The organism is Vreelandella sp. 21, from assembly GCF_050995515.1.
Lineage (GTDB): Bacteria > Pseudomonadota > Gammaproteobacteria > Pseudomonadales > Halomonadaceae > Vreelandella > Vreelandella alkaliphila.
The window spans coordinates 3,914,535-3,930,337 of record NZ_CP194673.1; the positions used below are offsets into that span (position 1 = coordinate 3,914,535).

Sequence of the window (15,803 nt, forward strand, 5' to 3'; positions counted from 1 at the left end):
GGTACGCATCCCGGGCGCTGCCCAGGTTCAGCACTTTACCAGGGTCAGCTCCGCCAAAACGAACAACATGCCGTGTTGGTCGCTGCTGGCTAGAGCGCGATGGTACACTAGCGCCCCAGGTCGCAGTTATAAACCGCTTGCATTATAACGAATCACCCTAGCGGCGGGAATGCAAGTCCAGGTCTGCTTTTGGGGTAATTCGTCGCGGTACCGTCATTTACTCACGTTAACGTGGTGAAACGGGCCGTCTTATACGTCTGTTTTTCAGGATTAACACCATGTCTACTGCCAATGATCACCCAGTCGCTCGACTGAACTACCCCACAGCGCGTTTTATGATTAGCGCACCAACACTTGCTCTGTGTCCAGACGATACCGGCGCAGAAGTCGCGTTTGCTGGGCGCTCAAATGCGGGTAAATCAAGCGCGATTAACGCACTTACTCAACAAAATGCCCTTGCCCGCACCTCGCGTACGCCAGGCCGCACTCAATTGATCAACTTTTTCAGCGTCATGAACGACGAATCGCGTCGCTTAGTCGACTTGCCCGGCTACGGCTACGCCAAAGTGCCTGAAGCGGTAAAACTAGAGTGGCAGCAGCACCTGTCTGACTATCTGCGTGGCCGCTTTAGCCTACGTGGCCTTGTACTGCTAATGGACGTGCGCCACCCGCTAACCGAGTTCGACCAAATGATGCTCAACTATGCAGATGAGCGCGAAATGCCTGTGCACATTCTGCTTACTAAGTCCGACAAATTAAAAAAAGGCCCTGCTAGTGCCGCGCTGCAAAAAGTCCGCTCTCGTCTTAAAGAGTGGGAAGACTTAGTCTCCGTTCAGCTCTTCTCATCGCTCAAGCGCGATGGTGTAGATACGCTTTCTCAAAAGCTCGACCAGTGGCTGCATACCCCTGAGTAAACCAAGGATCGCCGAACAAGCCAAGCTTTCACCATTAAACGGAATCTTGCCAAACAAACTCAGTCTTCTTAAATAAGCCACTTTTTCACGAGCGTCGCTCCAACCACTCGATCAGCTCGGGCAATTCTTTCACGTGGGCAATGCGGTGGGTGCGTGCTGGCAAGGTTTGGTCGCCTTGTGCGGCAATCCATACGGCGTGCATGCCCAACTGCTGTGCGGGTAGTACGTCCTCTTGCCAAGAGTCACCTACATGCATGGCCTGGTGTGGCACAACATTCAGACGCTCCAGGGCGGTGAGAAACGGCTTAGGATCTGGTTTTGGTGCCAGTAATTCGCCTGCAGCAATAGCGACTGGAAAGTACGCTGCTAACGGCTGACGCTTAAGGTGAATATTGCCATTGGTAATAGCGGCTAGTTGATAACGCTCGCTCAACGCGGTTAATAGCCCCGCGGCTTCGGGGTGCGGCGTTACTTGTACCCGCAAGCGATGAAACTCATTCATAGCAGCGGCAGCCCATAGCAACGCACTGCTACGTGCTAAGCCTTGGGCTTCCAACTGTGCTTCTAACGCCCGCAAACGCAGCCAGGTAAAATCACCACGCCGTTCTGGCACCCGCTTGGCCCACTCTTGGCGGCGCTCCAGATAATCAGCCAGCCCCTGCTGGTAACTTAGCGCTAATGGCGCTTCATGGCGTGCTTTGCGCCACGTTGCCAGCGCTTCAATTAGCCAACGATAGTGACCCTCTTCCGTTTTTAACATCACGCCTTGGTTGTCCCATAGCGTATCGTCAAGATCAAACGTAATCGCTTGCAAAGAAGCCATGGTTAACTCCGTGTCGGGCGGCGTTTTGCGCGGGGGTGAGCAGCATCATAGCTTTCGGCCAAGTGCTGCCAATCCAGGCGGGTGTAGACTTGGGTAGTCGATAAATTAGCGTGGCCTAGCAGTTCCTGCACCGCCCGCAGATCTTGGCTGGACTCCAATAAATGACTTGCAAACGAGTGACGCAGGCGATGGGGATGAAGGTGTTCAGGCAAACCACGCACAATAGAAAGTTGCGCCAAGCGCTTTTGAATACCACGGTGTCCCAGACGTTGCCCACGTTGACCAACAAATAACGCCATTTCGCCCGTTGCTGCCAGTTCAGGCCGACACGACAACCACGCCTTAATCGCTTGATCCGCTCGCTGACCAACGGGCACTTGCCGGGGCTTACTGCCCTTCCCCATCACCCGCACATGATGAGCATTTAAGTGCCCCAAATCCAGCGCAGCAAGTTCCGCTAAGCGTAGGCCGCTGGAGTAAAACAACTCGAGCATGGCTTGGTCACGTATTGCCAGCGGTGTGCCGTCGTGAGGCGTGTCTAAAAAGCGTGCGAGTGCATCCACATCAAGCGGTCTGGGCAAGTGGCTTGGCTGCTTTGGCGTGCGTAGTAACCCCACAGGGTTGTCGGCAAGCACGTGCTGCTGCACAAGATAGTCAGCAAAACGTGATAGTGCAGCGCGACGGCGGGCTAAACTTCTCGGCGCGAGGCCGCGACTGCGCTCCGCCCCCAAAAAGGCGCGTAGAAATGTAGTGTCTAACGTCGCTGCCTCGGTGACGCCACGTTGCTCAGAAAAATGCTGCAGGGCGGTTAAATCCTGACGATACGCAGCCACGGTGGCAGGGCTTGCGTGGGTCGCAAGCTTACGTAAATACGCCTCGACCTGCGTTGTTAATGAGCTTGGGCTATCCATGGTGTTCTAGGCGAAGCAGTAGCCGTGCCACGATATCGCTCAGATACTCTGTAAACAGCGTATCCATACTGGCGCGGTAACAGTCGGGGTCAGGACTTGCGAGCAGCAAATACCCCAGTTGCTCGCCCGCCGAAAGACGCGAAATGGCGCAGGAACCCGCGCGCCGGGGTGCTTTAGTATGCGGCAACAGACATTTCCAGTCGCTAACGCTGAGCTTGGCACAACGGCTGGTGCGCCCATCTAGCAGCGCAGCCAAACGAGCGCTGGCATGCTGGTCCAACACGTGGCGTGGCGGTTGAGGCGGCGTCGGCTCATTGTCACTCAATGAGGATGGGCACCATAGCGCCATTGCCGGCGTTTGAAAGTGCTCGCTTAACTGAACAGCGAGCGCTTGGGCCAAGGCATCACGATCTTCTGCTCCCACCAGACTGAGTAGCGTCTCACGCAGTCGACGGTATTGGGCTTCATTATGCCGCGCTGTTTCTAGAAGATGCTCAAGCCGCCCCTCTGCTGTTTCAGCACGCTGACGTAAATCGATTACCAAGCGCTCTAGCAGCGATACCACCCCATCAATGTGGGGGTGCGGTACCTTAAGTTGCTGCAGCAAGCCTTCACGACCAACAAAAAAATCGGGATGACGGGCCAGCCAAAACGCCACTTGATCAGGGTCGAGCGTTTTGCGCGGCTCGGGGGCTTGAGACATCGCCGTTCTCCTCGAATTAGTTGAGTGTGACACGACCGTCAAAGACGCGTGTAGCAGGGCCCACCATCACCAACGGCGCTTCGGGATCGGGCCACTCAATGCTTAACTGACCACCCGGCAAGTGAACGGTGACCGGGCTTTTCAATAACCCCTGGCGAATACCACTAGCCACAGCAGCGCAGGCGCCGGTGCCACAAGCAAGCGTCTCGCCGCTACCACGCTCATACACTCGCAGGCGAATTTCGCTGGGCGACACAACCTGCATAAATCCCACATTCACCCGCTTCGGAAAGCGAGGGTGAGACTCAAGCAATGGACCAAGATGCTCAACCGGTGCACTATCAACACTTTCCACCTGCAGCACGGCATGGGGATTGCCCATAGAGACAACTCCCAGCTCCAGCGTATCACCGTCGACCTCAACGGCGTGTAAGGGTTGATCCCCCGGTGCCTCAAACGGCAACGTGGCGGGATTAAAGCGCGGTCTCCCCATATCGACACGCACCATACCGTCGTGCTGAACATTAAGTACTAGTGGCCCACCGGCAGTTTCCACATGAATTTCATGCTTATGTGTCAGGCGCTGATCGCGAACAAAACGTGCAAAGCAGCGCGCGCCATTGCCGCAATTTTCAACTTCGCTGCCATCCGCATTAAAAATACGGTAGCGAAAGTCCATCTCTGGGTCACGGGGCGGCTCAACCACCAATAATTGGTCGAAGCCAATGCCAAAGCGCCGGTCTGCTAGTTGACGAATCTGCTCATCACGCAGACGCGCTCGCTGAGTCACCAGATCCACCACCATAAAATCATTACCCAGACCATGCATTTTGGTGAAGTGCAACAGCATCAGCGCTCCCCTTCCGGCAGCAGAGCTTCACCGGCCCACAGGCTTTCCAGGCTTTCCCGAGCGCGGACCACATGATAGCGGCTACCATCGACCATCACTTCCGGAGGGCGTGGACGGCTATTGTAATTTGACGCCATCACAAAGCCGTAAGCACCGGCTGATCGAACGGCCAGTAAATCGCCCTCAGCAATTGCCAGATCGCGCTCTTTACCGAGGAAATCGCCGGTTTCACAGACCGGACCGACCACATCATAGACCGCACGCTCACGCTGCTGGCGGGTATCCACCGGCACAATCGCCTGCCATGCCTGGTACAACGCAGGGCGGATCAGGTCATTCATGGCGGCATCAACAATCGCGAAATTTTTGGTTTCGCCGGGCTTTAAGAACTCTACGCGGGTCAGCATTAAACCTGCGTTAGCGGCAATAGAGCGGCCCGGCTCAAATAGCAAAGTAAGCGCTTCACCGCCCTCCCAGCGAGAAAGGCGTGCCAGCAATTGGCTCGCATAATCAAACGGCTGAGGTGGCTTTTCGTCACGATAAGGGACACCTAACCCGCCACCTAAATCTAAATGATCAATCTCGATGCCGCGCTCACGCAACCGCTCCATCAACATTAACAGCCGCTCAAGAGCATCTAAAAATGGTGCCGTTTCAGTGAGCTGAGAGCCAATATGGCAGTCTAGTCCGGTGACACGCAAGTTGGGTAAGCTGTCAGCCAGCGTGTAAACATCCAGCGCTTCGTCGACTGGAATACCGAACTTGTTGTCTTTCAGCCCAGTGGAAATATAGGGATGAGTGCCAGCATCCACATCCGGGTTTACCCGCAGCGATACCGGTGCCACCTTACCCAGTTCCGCCGCAACAGCGTTTAATCGCTCAAGCTCGGGACGGGATTCAACATTGAAGCACTTAATGCCAACGTCTAGCGCACGGGCCATTTCATGAGGCTGCTTGGCAACGCCTGAAAACACGACTTTTTTCGGATCACCACCCGCTTTCAGCACGCGCTCAAGCTCACCAATCGAAACAATATCAAACCCAGCGCCCAAGCGAGCAAGCAAACCCAATACTGCCAAATTAGAGTTAGCTTTCACCGCATAACAAATTAAATGGGGATGTCCCCCCAGGGCTTCGGTATAAGCACGAAAATGGCGTTCTAACGTCGCTTTCGAATAAACATAACAGGGCGTGCCCAGCTCAGCGGCGACCTGGGTAAGCGGGACGTCTTCGGCATAAAGCACGCCATCGCGGTAGTTAAAGTGATCCATTACCCCTCCTGCTCGGCAGCCGAACCATGGGTGTCTTCATCAGGTAAATAGAGCGGCCCTTTCTGACCGCAACCCACTAATAGCAGCGCAATCAGCAGTACCGCGCTCAAGGTGGTAACACAGCGTTTCATGCATCACCTTTAAGCGCGGCTAACGCCTCGCGGGCACGGCTGGCAGCGGCGCGCACCTGGTCAGGCGCGGTGCCACCGATATGGTTACGGGCGGCCACAGAGCCTTCTAATGTAAGCACCTCAAACACATCCTGCTCAATCGTGGCAGAGAACTGCTGCAGCTCTTCAAGGGTCATTTCAGACAGATCTTTCTTAGTCTTCAAACCGTAAGCCACCGATTGACCGACAATTTCATGGGCATCGCGGAAGGCGACGCCCTTGCGAACCAAGTAATCAGCAAGGTCCGTGGCGGTTGAGAACCCACGTCGTGCGGCTTCATACATGCTGTCTTTTTTCGGCTCGATAGCAGGCACCATGTCAGCAAAGGCTTTTAAGCAGTCGCGCACGGTATCAACGGCATCAAACAGCGGTTCTTTGTCTTCCTGGTTGTCTTTGTTGTAGGCCAGGGGCTGAGACTTCATCAGCGTTAACAGCGCCATTAAATGACCATACACACGGCCCGTTTTACCGCGAACCAGTTCGGGAACATCAGGGTTTTTCTTCTGCGGCATAATCGAAGATCCGGTGCAGAAGCGGTCAGGCAGGTCGATAAAGTTAAACTGGGCGCTGGTCCATAGCACCAGCTCTTCACTCATCCGCGATAGATGCATTAGCAGAATGCTGGCAAAGCTGGTGAATTCGATAGCGAAGTCACGATCAGAGACGGCGTCCAGCGAGTTTTCTGCCGGGCGATCAAAGCCGAGTAATTCAGCAGTGACATGGCGATCGATGGGGTACGTGGTACCCGCTAGCGCCGCGGCGCCAAGGGGCATCACGTTCACCCGCTTGCGGCAGTCCAGTAAGCGCTCGTGGTCACGGGTTAGCATCTCTTGCCATGCCAATAGATGGTGGCCAAAGGTCACCGGCTGCGCCGTTTGCAAATGAGTGAAGCCGGGCATAATAGTATCGGCTTCACGATCAGCAAGCTCAATCATGCCTTCACGCAGACGCACCAGCTCCGCTTCGATCACATCGATCTCATCACGCATGAACAAGCGAATATCGGTCGCTACTTGGTCGTTACGTGAGCGGCCGGTGTGCAATTTTTTGCCGGTAATACCAATTTTGTCGGTCAACCGCGCTTCGATATTCATGTGTACATCTTCAAGCGGAATCGACCAGTTAAACTCGCCTCGCTCGATTTCACCCTGAATCTCGGTGAGACCATTGATAATGGTGTCACGCTCTTCATCGGTCAGTACACCGACTCGCGCTAGCATGGTGGCGTGGGCAATCGAGCCCTGAATATCCTGGCGCGCCAGGCGTTGGTCGAAAGTCACAGACGCGGTGAAGCGTGCGACAAAAGCATCGGTGGGCTCGCTAAAGCGACCGCCCCAAGACTGGTTCGTAGCTTGGCTCATCGGAGACATATCCTGCTGACAAAACTGAAGGAGTCGTTAAAAACTAAAGTAATCGTTATCAGAAAGTGTACCAGAGTCGCCGCACTCAGCGGCATGCCGTTTTATAGTCGTTTTTCATGTCGGCGAGGGATCAGCGTCATTAAACGGATAAGGAGATTCGTGTAATAAGCTACGTATGGCTGAAAATGGCATCGGACGAGCAAAGTAGAAGCCCTGAAAATGCGTGCTATGGCGTGCGCTGAGATATGCATACTGCTCTGCCGTCTCTACGCCTTCGATTAATACCTCAAGACCCAGCTTGGCCGCCATGGTTACCACGCCGTCTACAATCGCAGCATCCCGAGTGTCGTTGACCACGTCTCGAACAAATGATCGATCAATTTTAAGCTTGTTAATCGGCAAGTGTTTGAGATAGCTAAGGCTGGAAAAGCCGGTTCCGAAATCATCCAGCGCAATATGCACACCCAGCGAACGCAGATCCTGCAATGTTTGTATGACGTGCTCCGTACTGTCCATCAGCACGCCTTCAGTAAGCTCTAGCTCTAATAATTCGGGTGCCAAGCCTGTCTGCTCAAGCACCCGTTCAATAGATAACAAAAATCCCGCGCGCTGAAATTGCATGGGCGAAATATTAACCGCCATGGTAATAGGTATACTTGCGTTCGCGTTTAATCTGACAGCATCACGACACGCCCTCTCCAACACCCACTCACTGATCGGCATAATCTGTCCGGTATCTTCTGCCAAACTAATAAACTGGCCAGGAGCAATGTTGCCACGCTCAGGGTGATACCAGCGAATCAGCGCCTCTACGCCAGAAACTCGACCAGTGGAGCCATGTATTTGCGGTTGGTAATGCAGCTCAAATTGCGACTGTTCTATGGCTTGTTGCAACGCATGGCGTAAATTAACCCGTTCGGAAACTTTACGATTTAGCTCATCGGTATACCACTGATAGGTATTACGCCCTTGCCGCTTGGCTTTATACATCGCCAGATCCGCCTGCTGTATAAGCTGGCGCGGTTCGCTAATCGTTCCATCATCAGTGGCAATTCCTATGCTGGCAGTAATACGCAGCTCGCTGCCTCGATACCAGTAGGGCGCAGAGAGACGAGCGAGCAGCCGCTCAACGACCTGCATGACATCTTTTTCATGGGCTAAATCAGGCAATAGAACGATAAACTCGTCTCCCCCAAAACGCGCCACGGTATCCCAAGGGCGCAGCTCTTCTTCAAGGCGCTTGGCGACCTCAATTAACATATAGTCGCCTACCTCGTGGCCAAGCGTGTCATTAATCGGTTTAAAATCATCCAAATCGACAAATAGCGCGGCTATATAGCGGTGATACCGCTTAGCCAGCAGGCAGCCCTGAGCCAGTCGCTGGTCGAGTAACAATCGATTAGGCAAGCCTGTTAATGCATCGTGGCAAGCGTTATGTCGAAGCTGCGCTTGGTATTCGCGCTGGGCAGTAATGTCATTCTGCACACCAATGAAGTGCGTTACAGCGCCAGCAGTATCGCGCACAGGGGAAACATATAGATCATTCCAAAATGGCACGCCGTTACGACGGTAATTGCGCATCACGACATGAACTTCTTGCTGAGCACGAATCCCTCTGCGCAGTTGATCCAGCGTGGTGGGATCCGTCTCTTCGCCCTGCAAAAAGCGGCAGTTTTGCCCTAACACCGTATCCCGGGAGTAGCCGGTAATTCGCTCAAATGCCGCGTTCACATAAACTATTGGCAAATCATGCCCCTGGGCATCAACGATGATGACACCATTGATACTTGATTCAACGCTCCTCTCCAGCAGTGTGAGCTGCCGTTCCGTCGCTTTTCGCTCAGTGATATCTTGGGTTGAGCCCTGAACTTGAACAACTTGCCCCTGCTCGTCTCGTACGGCTTTTCCAATCACTCTTACCCATAGCCTTACTTCTTGTCGAGTGATGATCTCTAGCTCTTCATCAAAGCTGATACCGTGCTCGCAACAGGCTTCAAAAACCTCACGGATACTTGGCCTTGAACTCGGCGCATAAAAGTCAATTGCCTCCTCAACTGTGGGTCGAAACCCGGGCGAAACGCCATGCAGACGACATACCTCGTTCGACCAAATGGGCAGCCTTTCGGACATATCAACGTACCAACCACCAATCAGCGCTGTCTCGCCAACTATTTGGAAGAGCCTCTGATTACGGATGAGCTGTTTCTCGATGGCTTTTCGTCGCGAAATATCACGGGCAACCACGTAAATGACCCCTTCCCCCATCGCGGCGGTAACTTCCAACCACACCATTTGTCCCTCGGCCGTCAGCGCTCGAACGTCAAACGAAGGCACTCTCTTTTGGGACTGAAGACGCGCCAACGCTTCCTCAATAACCGGAATATCGCGACGGTCCACTACCTTGCCGCATGACTTGCCTATCCATTCGCTAGCGGAATAGCCCAGCAAGGTTTCAAACACAGGATTGACGTTAAGTAAAATGCCTGCGAAATCAATACTGAAGAACAAATCTTGCGATAATAAAAAAAACTGGTCTAATTTTTCTTCAGATTTAACAAGGGGCATGGCATTACCTAAACATGTGGATTGCCTGACAGCACTGGCCTTAAATTCAGCCGGTTATTTTTACTGTGTGGCTGGGTGCTTTATGATGAGACTTATCATAGTTCGTCGCGATCTGTCAGCGACAAAGGGAGAATCACGTGTCATCCATCACTAAACTGCGCATTGCCACGCGTAAAAGCCAGCTTGCTATGTGGCAAGCCGAGCACGTCCGCGACCGCTTGATGGCGGCACACAGCGGCCTGGAAGTCGAACTTATTGCGCTCTCCACTAAGGGCGATAAAATTCTCGACACACCGCTTTCCAAGATTGGCGGTAAAGGGCTCTTTGTGAAAGAGCTAGAAGATGCCATGCTGGATGGACGTGCAGATATCGCCGTTCATTCAATGAAAGATGTTCCTATGCACTTTCCTGAAGGGCTCGGTCTTTCTGTCATTTTGGAAGGCGCCGATCCGACCGATGCGTTTGTTTCTAACCACTATACCAGCATCGACGAGCTACCAGAGGGTGCTCGTATTGGTACTGCTAGTCTACGTCGTGGCCTGCAAATGCGCGAAGCGCGACCTGACCTGCAGATTCTTAATCTACGCGGAAACGTGCAGACTCGCCTAGCAAAATTAGATGCTGGCGAATTTGATGCCATTATTCTCGCCACTTCTGGCTTGAAACGCTTAGGTCTCGATGAGCGCATTGCCCAAGCCTTACCGCCTGAAATATGCCTTCCCGCCTGTGGCCAAGGGGCACTAGGCATCGAGTGTCGCCTCCATGACCCCGAGCTGATTGGATTATTAGCCCCGTTGGATGACCCCGATACCGCCACCCGTGTGCGTGCTGAACGCGCCATGAACACCCGCCTGGAAGGCGGTTGCCAAGTGCCTATCGCAGGCCATGCCGTGCTTGATAAGGCAGGCGACACTATTTGGCTGCGCGGTTTGGTTGGCAACCCAGAAGGCACGGAGGTATTGCGTGCAGAGGGCAGCGGTTCCATTCATGAGCCCGAAGCCCTGGGTATCCGAATCGCCGAGGACCTATTGGACCAAGGGGCAGGCGATATATTAGCCGAGGTGTATGGCCGCAACGTATGAGTCAACCGGTACTGATCTGCCGCCCTGGTAACCGGGGCGAAGCCCTAGCAGACTCGCTGCGTGCTCAGGGAGCTTCTGTAGAGCACCTCAATGTTATGCGCTTAGAGCCGCTGCCCGAGGACCACGTTCAACGAAGCGTATGGTTAGATATTGATCAGTACCATAAAATAGTGGTGGTCAGCCCCTTCGCCGCTTACTGTTTAAGCGAGGCGCTCGATCGCTATTGGCCACAGCTGCCTGTGGGCATTGATTACTATAGTGTAGGCCGTGCGACGGCAAGCATGCTCTTTGAACAACTGGGTGTGCGTGTCCATATTCCTTCGCCTGACTACGGAGAAGACACGAGCGAGGCGCTGCTGTCACTGGCCTCACTCAAAACACTTACGCATCAGCGTATATTGCTAGTGGCTGGTGAAGGTGGTCGCTCATTACTAGCCGATACATTGAGCGCACGCGGGGCCAACGTGACCCGCATCGCAGTGTATCGACGCGTATATCAAGCGCCAACGCCTGCCCTGCAACAACGTCTATTAACCGGCGATTATCGAGCGTTAATCGCTACCAGCGGCGAACTGCTTCAACATCTGGCAAGATGGTGTGAACAAGCAGCGTTGAACCAACCGCTAATCGTTTCCAGTCACCGTTTAGCTAAACTGGCCGGTAAACTGGGTTTTCGTGACCTCAAGGTGGCGTCGGGAGCAACACCAGCTGCACTGGCAGCGGCGTTGGGTCGGTCCTGCAACCCGAAGGGTGCCGATGTCGATCAAGGAACTTAATAAGGGCTAGCGACAGATGAGCAAACAACCAAACGATCAGGAAGGCGTACACAACGCGTCTGCCGATGCATCTCAACACGACGCTAAACCGAGCGACACCTCCGCGTCAGCCGCGTCGGGCGGCGAAACGTCAACAGCAGGCAATACGGCAGCATCTTCTTATGCCGCTAAAAACAGCCGCTCGCGTCGCCGTAATAAAGCGGGCTCTAGCGCGCCCAGTGCCAGCACCGTATCAGCGAACGTCAATAATGACCAAGCCTCGCCCCAACCAAGCGACGCGCCCAAACAGACAGCTGAAACTAAATCTTCTGTAGATACTAAATCTTCTGCAGATACTAAGCCTTCAGCAGGTACCAAGCAGACGGCAAACACCAAGCCAACGAGCGGTGGCAATAGCACGTCTAGCAATAGCGCGTCTGGCAATGCTGCACATGTCCCGCCCTCTTCTAAGAACAGCACCACGAACAGTGGCAATGGTGGTGGCAAAGGCAGTGGTATCGCCATTGCGCTGGTGATTATCCTGGCACTTGCCGTCGCGTTTGCTGCTTGGCAAGGCTGGCAGCGCTTGGATAATCAGCAGCAGCGTATAGACGAGCTGGCCCAGCAAACGCAAAGCAGTGCCTCACAGCAAGAGGTTAGCGACCTAGCATCACGTATTGAAAGCAGCGAAGCCGAGCGCACCCAAGCGCTAGACAGCACGATGAGCGAACTGCGTAGCGAGCTGGACAACTATCGTGGCGAGGTCAACAACACATTAGACAACGTGCTAGCACAGCTTTCTCAAGAGCAGGAGACCGACGAGCGAGACTGGCTACATGCCGAAGCCGCCTACCTGTTACGGTTAGCCAACCAGCGCCTGCAACTGGAAGGTGACGTTGAAGGTGCTGCCGCCCTGCTGCGCACCGCCGATGCTCGCTTGGTCGATGCCGACAACCCTGCATTAACGCCAGTACGTCGTGAAATTGCTAACGAACTTGCCGCCCTGGACGCCGTACCACAGGTTGATCGCACAGGTATTTATCTTGCATTGAACGCTCAGCAAGAGCGTATTGCTGGCCTACGTCTATCACAAGAGATCGAAGAGCGCGCCGTTACCTCTAGCATTGAACAGCCGCCCACGGGCACCTTCCAACGTCAATTGGCTCGCTTTGGGGAAGAGCTAAAAGATCTTGTGGTGATTCGTCAGCACGACGAAGCGTTAGAAACACTGATTACACCCGAACAAGAGTCCTATCTGCGTCAAAGCCTACGCCTGATTCTTGAACAGTCTCAGTTGGCACTGCTTAAAGAAGAGCAAGCGCTTTTTGAGGCAAGCATCGATAAGGCACTGGCGCTGCTCAACGGCTACTACGATACCGAACGAGAAGAGACGCAAAGCGTTATTGCTCGCCTGCAAGAACTGAAGCAAACCCAGGTGCAGCCTGAGTTACCAGACATCAGTGCTTCGCAACAGGCACTAGCGGGCTTCATTGAAAACCGCTTTGAGTCGCGTCGCCAAGGTGGAGGTGATGCATGAGAAAGCTAATCCTCTTAATTGTTGCCGGCTTAGCGGTCGGCGCACTGTTCGGGCACCTGATGATGTCGGTGCCAGGCTACTGGTTAATACGCGTTGGTGATACCTCGGTACAAACGTCGTTCTGGTTCGGCTTGGTGCTGCTACTGGGTGCCTTCATCGTTTTGCACTTTGCATTACGCCTGCTCAGCGGCATTATTCGCCCGGTCGGACGTTTTCGCACCTGGAATAGCCGTGCCCGCAATCGTCGTGCCATGAAACGCACCGTGCGCGGCTTGGTTGCCTTAACCGAAGGCCGTTGGAAAAAAGCCGAGAAAACGCTGGTGCGAGCGGCTGACGATTCCAGCACACCTCTTGTGAACTATCTCTCTGCGGCACTGGCGGCGCATTACCAAGGTCACCATGAAATGTCTCAGGAGCATTTAAATCAGGCTCAGCTCACTACCGAAGGGGCTGATACGGCGATTGGTCTGATGCAAGCTCAACTGATGATTGATCGTCAGCAGCCTGAAGAGGCGCTGGCCATTCTGAATCGCCTAGATAAGAAGCTGCCCAACCACCCGCAAGTCCTCAAGCTTCTTAAGCAAGTGCACCTAAGCGTTAACGACTGGGAAGGCTTACGCCAATTAATACCCCGTTTGGCAGCGCAAAAGCTGATCACTCAGCAAGAGCGTGAGCAACTGGAATTCAAAGCATACCGTGAATTGATTATTTTTGAGGCCAAAAACCCCACGAATATCGAGCGTGTACGCGGGCTATGGGCCGATATGCCGGACTATCTCCGCGGCAATACCGAGCTAATCGTGCTCTATACCGAGGCGCTTTTACAGGCCAACGAAGAGCCTATTGCTGAGCGTTTGCTTAATCACTCACTGGACAACCACTGGGATGCGCGCTTAGTAAAACGCTACGGCCTACTAAACGTAGACGCTGCGCGCCAGCTAGCAAAAGCGGAAAAATGGCTGCAAGAACGCCCCAACGACCCCGAACTATTGCTGACCTGTGGCCGCCTATCGCTGCGCACTGGTAAGTGGGAAAAAGCACTGGAGTACTTTGAAGCCAGTCAACGTCAACGCCCCAGCGGTGAAGTATGTGCCGAGCTTGCTCGCCTCTATGCAAGCCTTGGTGAACACAACAAGAGCCAGCTCTACTACCGACATAGTGTCGATATGCTCGCTAAATCACTGCCCTCGCTTCCACAACCAAGCGATGCCAATGACAGCAAACAAAGTGAGCTCAAAAAAGACGTTAAACAAAGCGCTTAACGTCGTTAGCAAGCCGCTAATGAAAAAGGGTGCCCATGATGGGCACCCTTTTTCTTTGCGTGTTAACGCATTGTTTTGCCAAATCTGACGGTGTTTCAAGCGCGTCATCAGCAGCTAATTCAGACGTACAATGGTAAAAAACCGAGCAGCTTGCGCTGATTAAGCAGGAAACGCTCTCTTAGCATCAAGTGGTTTTGAGGTGATTGCTACGAGTAGGCACGCACAAATAGATCAGCGATTGGCGCTGTTGCCCCAGGTATGCATCAGTTCGTTGGAAGGCCAGTTTTCGTCTAGCAATTTAACGGCTGTCTCATGACCTGCTACTGGCAACCCTGTCGGGTCGAGCACCCCTACTTGCACCAGTAGCGAAGCCTGATCCCAGTAAATATGTTCATGATAGAGCTTGTCACCACGGAACTTGACGATGGCGACGAGCGGGATCTCCACATACTTACCGGTGGGCGCAACCCCTGGTAGCAACCAGTCGATCTCGCGATCGTGGGTAAAACAGAACAATGTTTCATCAACGATCTGAGTCGCCCCGATAGTGCGTGATAGGGGAATCAGGGTGGTGTCGTCGGGGTTGCTATCGACGAAGTGGTGCTTGTAGAAGCGATAGAGCTGCCGATACCCCACTCCGCCCGTGAGCGTCGGGATATGGTTAACATAGGGCTGTTCCACCATGGTGGCCATGGTGTCGTCCACGTTGCGGGTAGAAAACTCATACTCGCAATGCTTATCCCACAGCGCCGAGAGGTCGTAATGAGGTCCCATCGCATTGCGAAAAGCCGTCACCGAGCGCTGGTGAGCCATGAGCGCTGAAGGCTTGTGGTAGTGCTCTGAATGAGGGCGGGCAAAGGCATGATCTACACCCTGGTATAGATACAGCTCGATATTATCCTGCTCGCCCAGGGAAGCTTCAATCGCCTCGCGGGCGACGGTGGGGCAATATTCATCCTGCTCGGCGAAGTGCAGCACTAGAGCCCCACGGATGTTTTTTGCCTCGTCCAGATGGTTCTCGATTCCCATGCCGTAGTAACCCACCGCGGCATCTACATCACAACGACAAGCCGTCAAATAGGCCAGGCGGGCACCGAGACAGAATCCCAGGGCACCTACGGCACCACTGCACTCTGGACGCGACCGTAGAGTCTCGATAGCAGCGGCGATATCTTCAATACCGAGCTCCTGATCGAAGCCTTGAAATAAACCAAAGGCACGTTGCCAATCCTCCGGGGTATAGTCTAATTCAATGCTAGGCGCCTGACGCCAGAACAGATCCGGTGCCAGCACCACATAACCCTCTTCAGCGTAGTAGTCGGCGATTTCACGGATGGTGGCATTAACACCGAATATTTCCTGCAGCAGCACAATCCCGGGGCCACTGCCGGAGGCGGGAACGGCCAGATAACCAGTGAAATTTCCGCGGCCATCCGCCGCCTTGATCTCGATAGAAGTGCCCATGTAGATACCTTTCGTTGTTGTTGGCGGGTCATTGCTAAAGTCCACGCCATCACCTTAGACAAGAAAGTAAGCACTTCACGATCCGCTAACTGCCATCTCTATCCGCTGAGTGCAGAAAGTAATTTGCCAAGAAAT

At 53.8% G+C, this 15,803-nt stretch carries 14 protein-coding genes; 5 read left to right on the plus strand and 9 right to left on the minus strand.

The window, feature by feature from the left end; all coding sequences use genetic code 11:
- Positions 1-278 precede the first annotated feature (278 nt).
- On the plus strand, positions 279-914 hold the full coding sequence (gene yihA / locus ACN06F_RS17720; protein ID WP_038479588.1) for a ribosome biogenesis GTP-binding protein YihA/YsxC: 636 nt from the start codon (positions 279-281) through the stop codon (positions 912-914).
- 85 nt (positions 915-999) lie between these two features.
- Here the strand turns inward: yihA and ACN06F_RS17725 are convergent, their stop codons facing one another.
- The 8 genes from ACN06F_RS17725 to ACN06F_RS17760 form a co-directional block, all read right to left on the minus strand.
- Positions 1,000-1,737 carry an HAD family hydrolase gene (locus tag ACN06F_RS17725; RefSeq protein ID WP_038479591.1) on the minus strand — a complete coding sequence of 246 codons (738 nt, stop codon included), beginning with the start codon at positions 1,735-1,737 and terminating at the stop codon, positions 1,000-1,002.
- A 2-nt stretch (positions 1,738-1,739) separates the two neighbouring features.
- Entirely contained in the window at positions 1,740-2,648 is a 909-nt protein-coding gene (locus tag ACN06F_RS17730; RefSeq protein ID WP_038479594.1) for a tyrosine recombinase XerC, read from the minus strand.
- Positions 2,641-3,351 (minus strand): DUF484 family protein, encoded by a 711-nt coding sequence (locus ACN06F_RS17735; RefSeq protein ID WP_433924435.1) that lies wholly within the window; start codon positions 3,349-3,351, stop codon positions 2,641-2,643. The genes ACN06F_RS17730 and ACN06F_RS17735 overlap by 8 nt, the downstream gene beginning before the upstream one ends.
- Positions 3,352-3,367: 16 nt before the next feature.
- Positions 3,368-4,201, minus strand: coding sequence for a diaminopimelate epimerase (dapF, locus tag ACN06F_RS17740; protein WP_038479600.1), 834 nt, complete (start codon positions 4,199-4,201; stop codon positions 3,368-3,370).
- Positions 4,201-5,472, minus strand: a complete 1,272-nt coding sequence (lysA, locus tag ACN06F_RS17745; protein ID WP_038479602.1) for a diaminopimelate decarboxylase — start codon at positions 5,470-5,472, stop codon at positions 4,201-4,203. Before lysA ends, dapF begins: the two co-directional genes overlap by 1 nt.
- Positions 5,472-5,603 (minus strand): LPS translocon maturation chaperone LptM, encoded by a 132-nt coding sequence (lptM, locus tag ACN06F_RS17750; RefSeq protein ID WP_084183632.1) that lies wholly within the window; start codon positions 5,601-5,603, stop codon positions 5,472-5,474. The genes lysA and lptM overlap by 1 nt, the downstream gene beginning before the upstream one ends.
- Entirely contained in the window at positions 5,600-7,003 is a 1,404-nt protein-coding gene (gene argH / locus ACN06F_RS17755) for an argininosuccinate lyase (RefSeq protein WP_198348765.1), read from the minus strand. Before argH ends, lptM begins: the two co-directional genes overlap by 4 nt.
- A 114-nt stretch (positions 7,004-7,117) precedes the next feature.
- Entirely contained in the window at positions 7,118-9,568 is a 2,451-nt protein-coding gene (locus ACN06F_RS17760; RefSeq protein ID WP_433924436.1) for a sensor domain-containing protein, read from the minus strand.
- A gap of 137 nt (positions 9,569-9,705) precedes the next feature.
- Between ACN06F_RS17760 and hemC the strand changes: the two genes are divergently transcribed.
- From hemC to ACN06F_RS17780, 4 genes are read left to right on the plus strand one after another with little or no spacing between them, the layout of a single operon-like run.
- Positions 9,706-10,650, plus strand: a complete 945-nt coding sequence (hemC, locus tag ACN06F_RS17765) for a hydroxymethylbilane synthase (protein WP_038479611.1) — start codon at positions 9,706-9,708, stop codon at positions 10,648-10,650.
- Entirely contained in the window at positions 10,647-11,426 is a 780-nt protein-coding gene (locus tag ACN06F_RS17770) for a uroporphyrinogen-III synthase (RefSeq protein WP_287706600.1), read from the plus strand. The genes hemC and ACN06F_RS17770 overlap by 4 nt, the downstream gene beginning before the upstream one ends.
- A 16-nt stretch (positions 11,427-11,442) precedes the next feature.
- Complete coding sequence (locus ACN06F_RS17775; RefSeq protein ID WP_287706598.1) at positions 11,443-12,942, plus strand: uroporphyrinogen-III C-methyltransferase; 1,500 nt, start codon at positions 11,443-11,445, stop codon at positions 12,940-12,942.
- Positions 12,939-14,204 carry a heme biosynthesis HemY N-terminal domain-containing protein gene (locus ACN06F_RS17780; RefSeq protein ID WP_038479618.1) on the plus strand — a complete coding sequence of 422 codons (1,266 nt, stop codon included), beginning with the start codon at positions 12,939-12,941 and terminating at the stop codon, positions 14,202-14,204. Before ACN06F_RS17775 ends, ACN06F_RS17780 begins: the two co-directional genes overlap by 4 nt.
- 231 nt (positions 14,205-14,435) lie before the next feature.
- Here the strand turns inward: ACN06F_RS17780 and ACN06F_RS17785 are convergent, their stop codons facing one another.
- Positions 14,436-15,713: a dienelactone hydrolase family protein gene (locus ACN06F_RS17785; protein ID WP_433924437.1), complete on the minus strand. Its 1,278-nt coding sequence runs from the start codon at positions 15,711-15,713 to the stop codon at positions 14,436-14,438.
- Between the last annotated feature and the right edge of the window lie 90 nt (positions 15,714-15,803).

Coding starts and splice junctions, on each gene's coding strand:
- argH (WP_198348765.1), bottom strand. CDS start 7,003: ATGAGCCAAGCTACGAACCAGTCTTGGGGCGGTCGCTTTAGCGAGCCC.
- ACN06F_RS17760 (WP_433924436.1), bottom strand. CDS start 9,568: ATGCCCCTTGTTAAATCTGAAGAAAAATTAGACCAGTTTTTTTTATTA.
- lptM (WP_084183632.1), bottom strand. CDS start 5,603: ATGAAACGCTGTGTTACCACCTTGAGCGCGGTACTGCTGATTGCGCTG.
- ACN06F_RS17770 (WP_287706600.1), top strand. CDS start 10,647: ATGAGTCAACCGGTACTGATCTGCCGCCCTGGTAACCGGGGCGAAGCC.
- ACN06F_RS17725 (WP_038479591.1), bottom strand. CDS start 1,737: ATGGCTTCTTTGCAAGCGATTACGTTTGATCTTGACGATACGCTATGG.
- ACN06F_RS17775 (WP_287706598.1), top strand. CDS start 11,443: ATGAGCAAACAACCAAACGATCAGGAAGGCGTACACAACGCGTCTGCC.
- dapF (WP_038479600.1), bottom strand. CDS start 4,201: ATGCTGTTGCACTTCACCAAAATGCATGGTCTGGGTAATGATTTTATG.
- yihA (WP_038479588.1), top strand. CDS start 279: ATGTCTACTGCCAATGATCACCCAGTCGCTCGACTGAACTACCCCACA.
- ACN06F_RS17735 (WP_433924435.1), bottom strand. CDS start 3,351: ATGTCTCAAGCCCCCGAGCCGCGCAAAACGCTCGACCCTGATCAAGTG.
- ACN06F_RS17730 (WP_038479594.1), bottom strand. CDS start 2,648: ATGGATAGCCCAAGCTCATTAACAACGCAGGTCGAGGCGTATTTACGT.
- ACN06F_RS17780 (WP_038479618.1), top strand. CDS start 12,939: ATGAGAAAGCTAATCCTCTTAATTGTTGCCGGCTTAGCGGTCGGCGCA.
- lysA (WP_038479602.1), bottom strand. CDS start 5,472: ATGGATCACTTTAACTACCGCGATGGCGTGCTTTATGCCGAAGACGTC.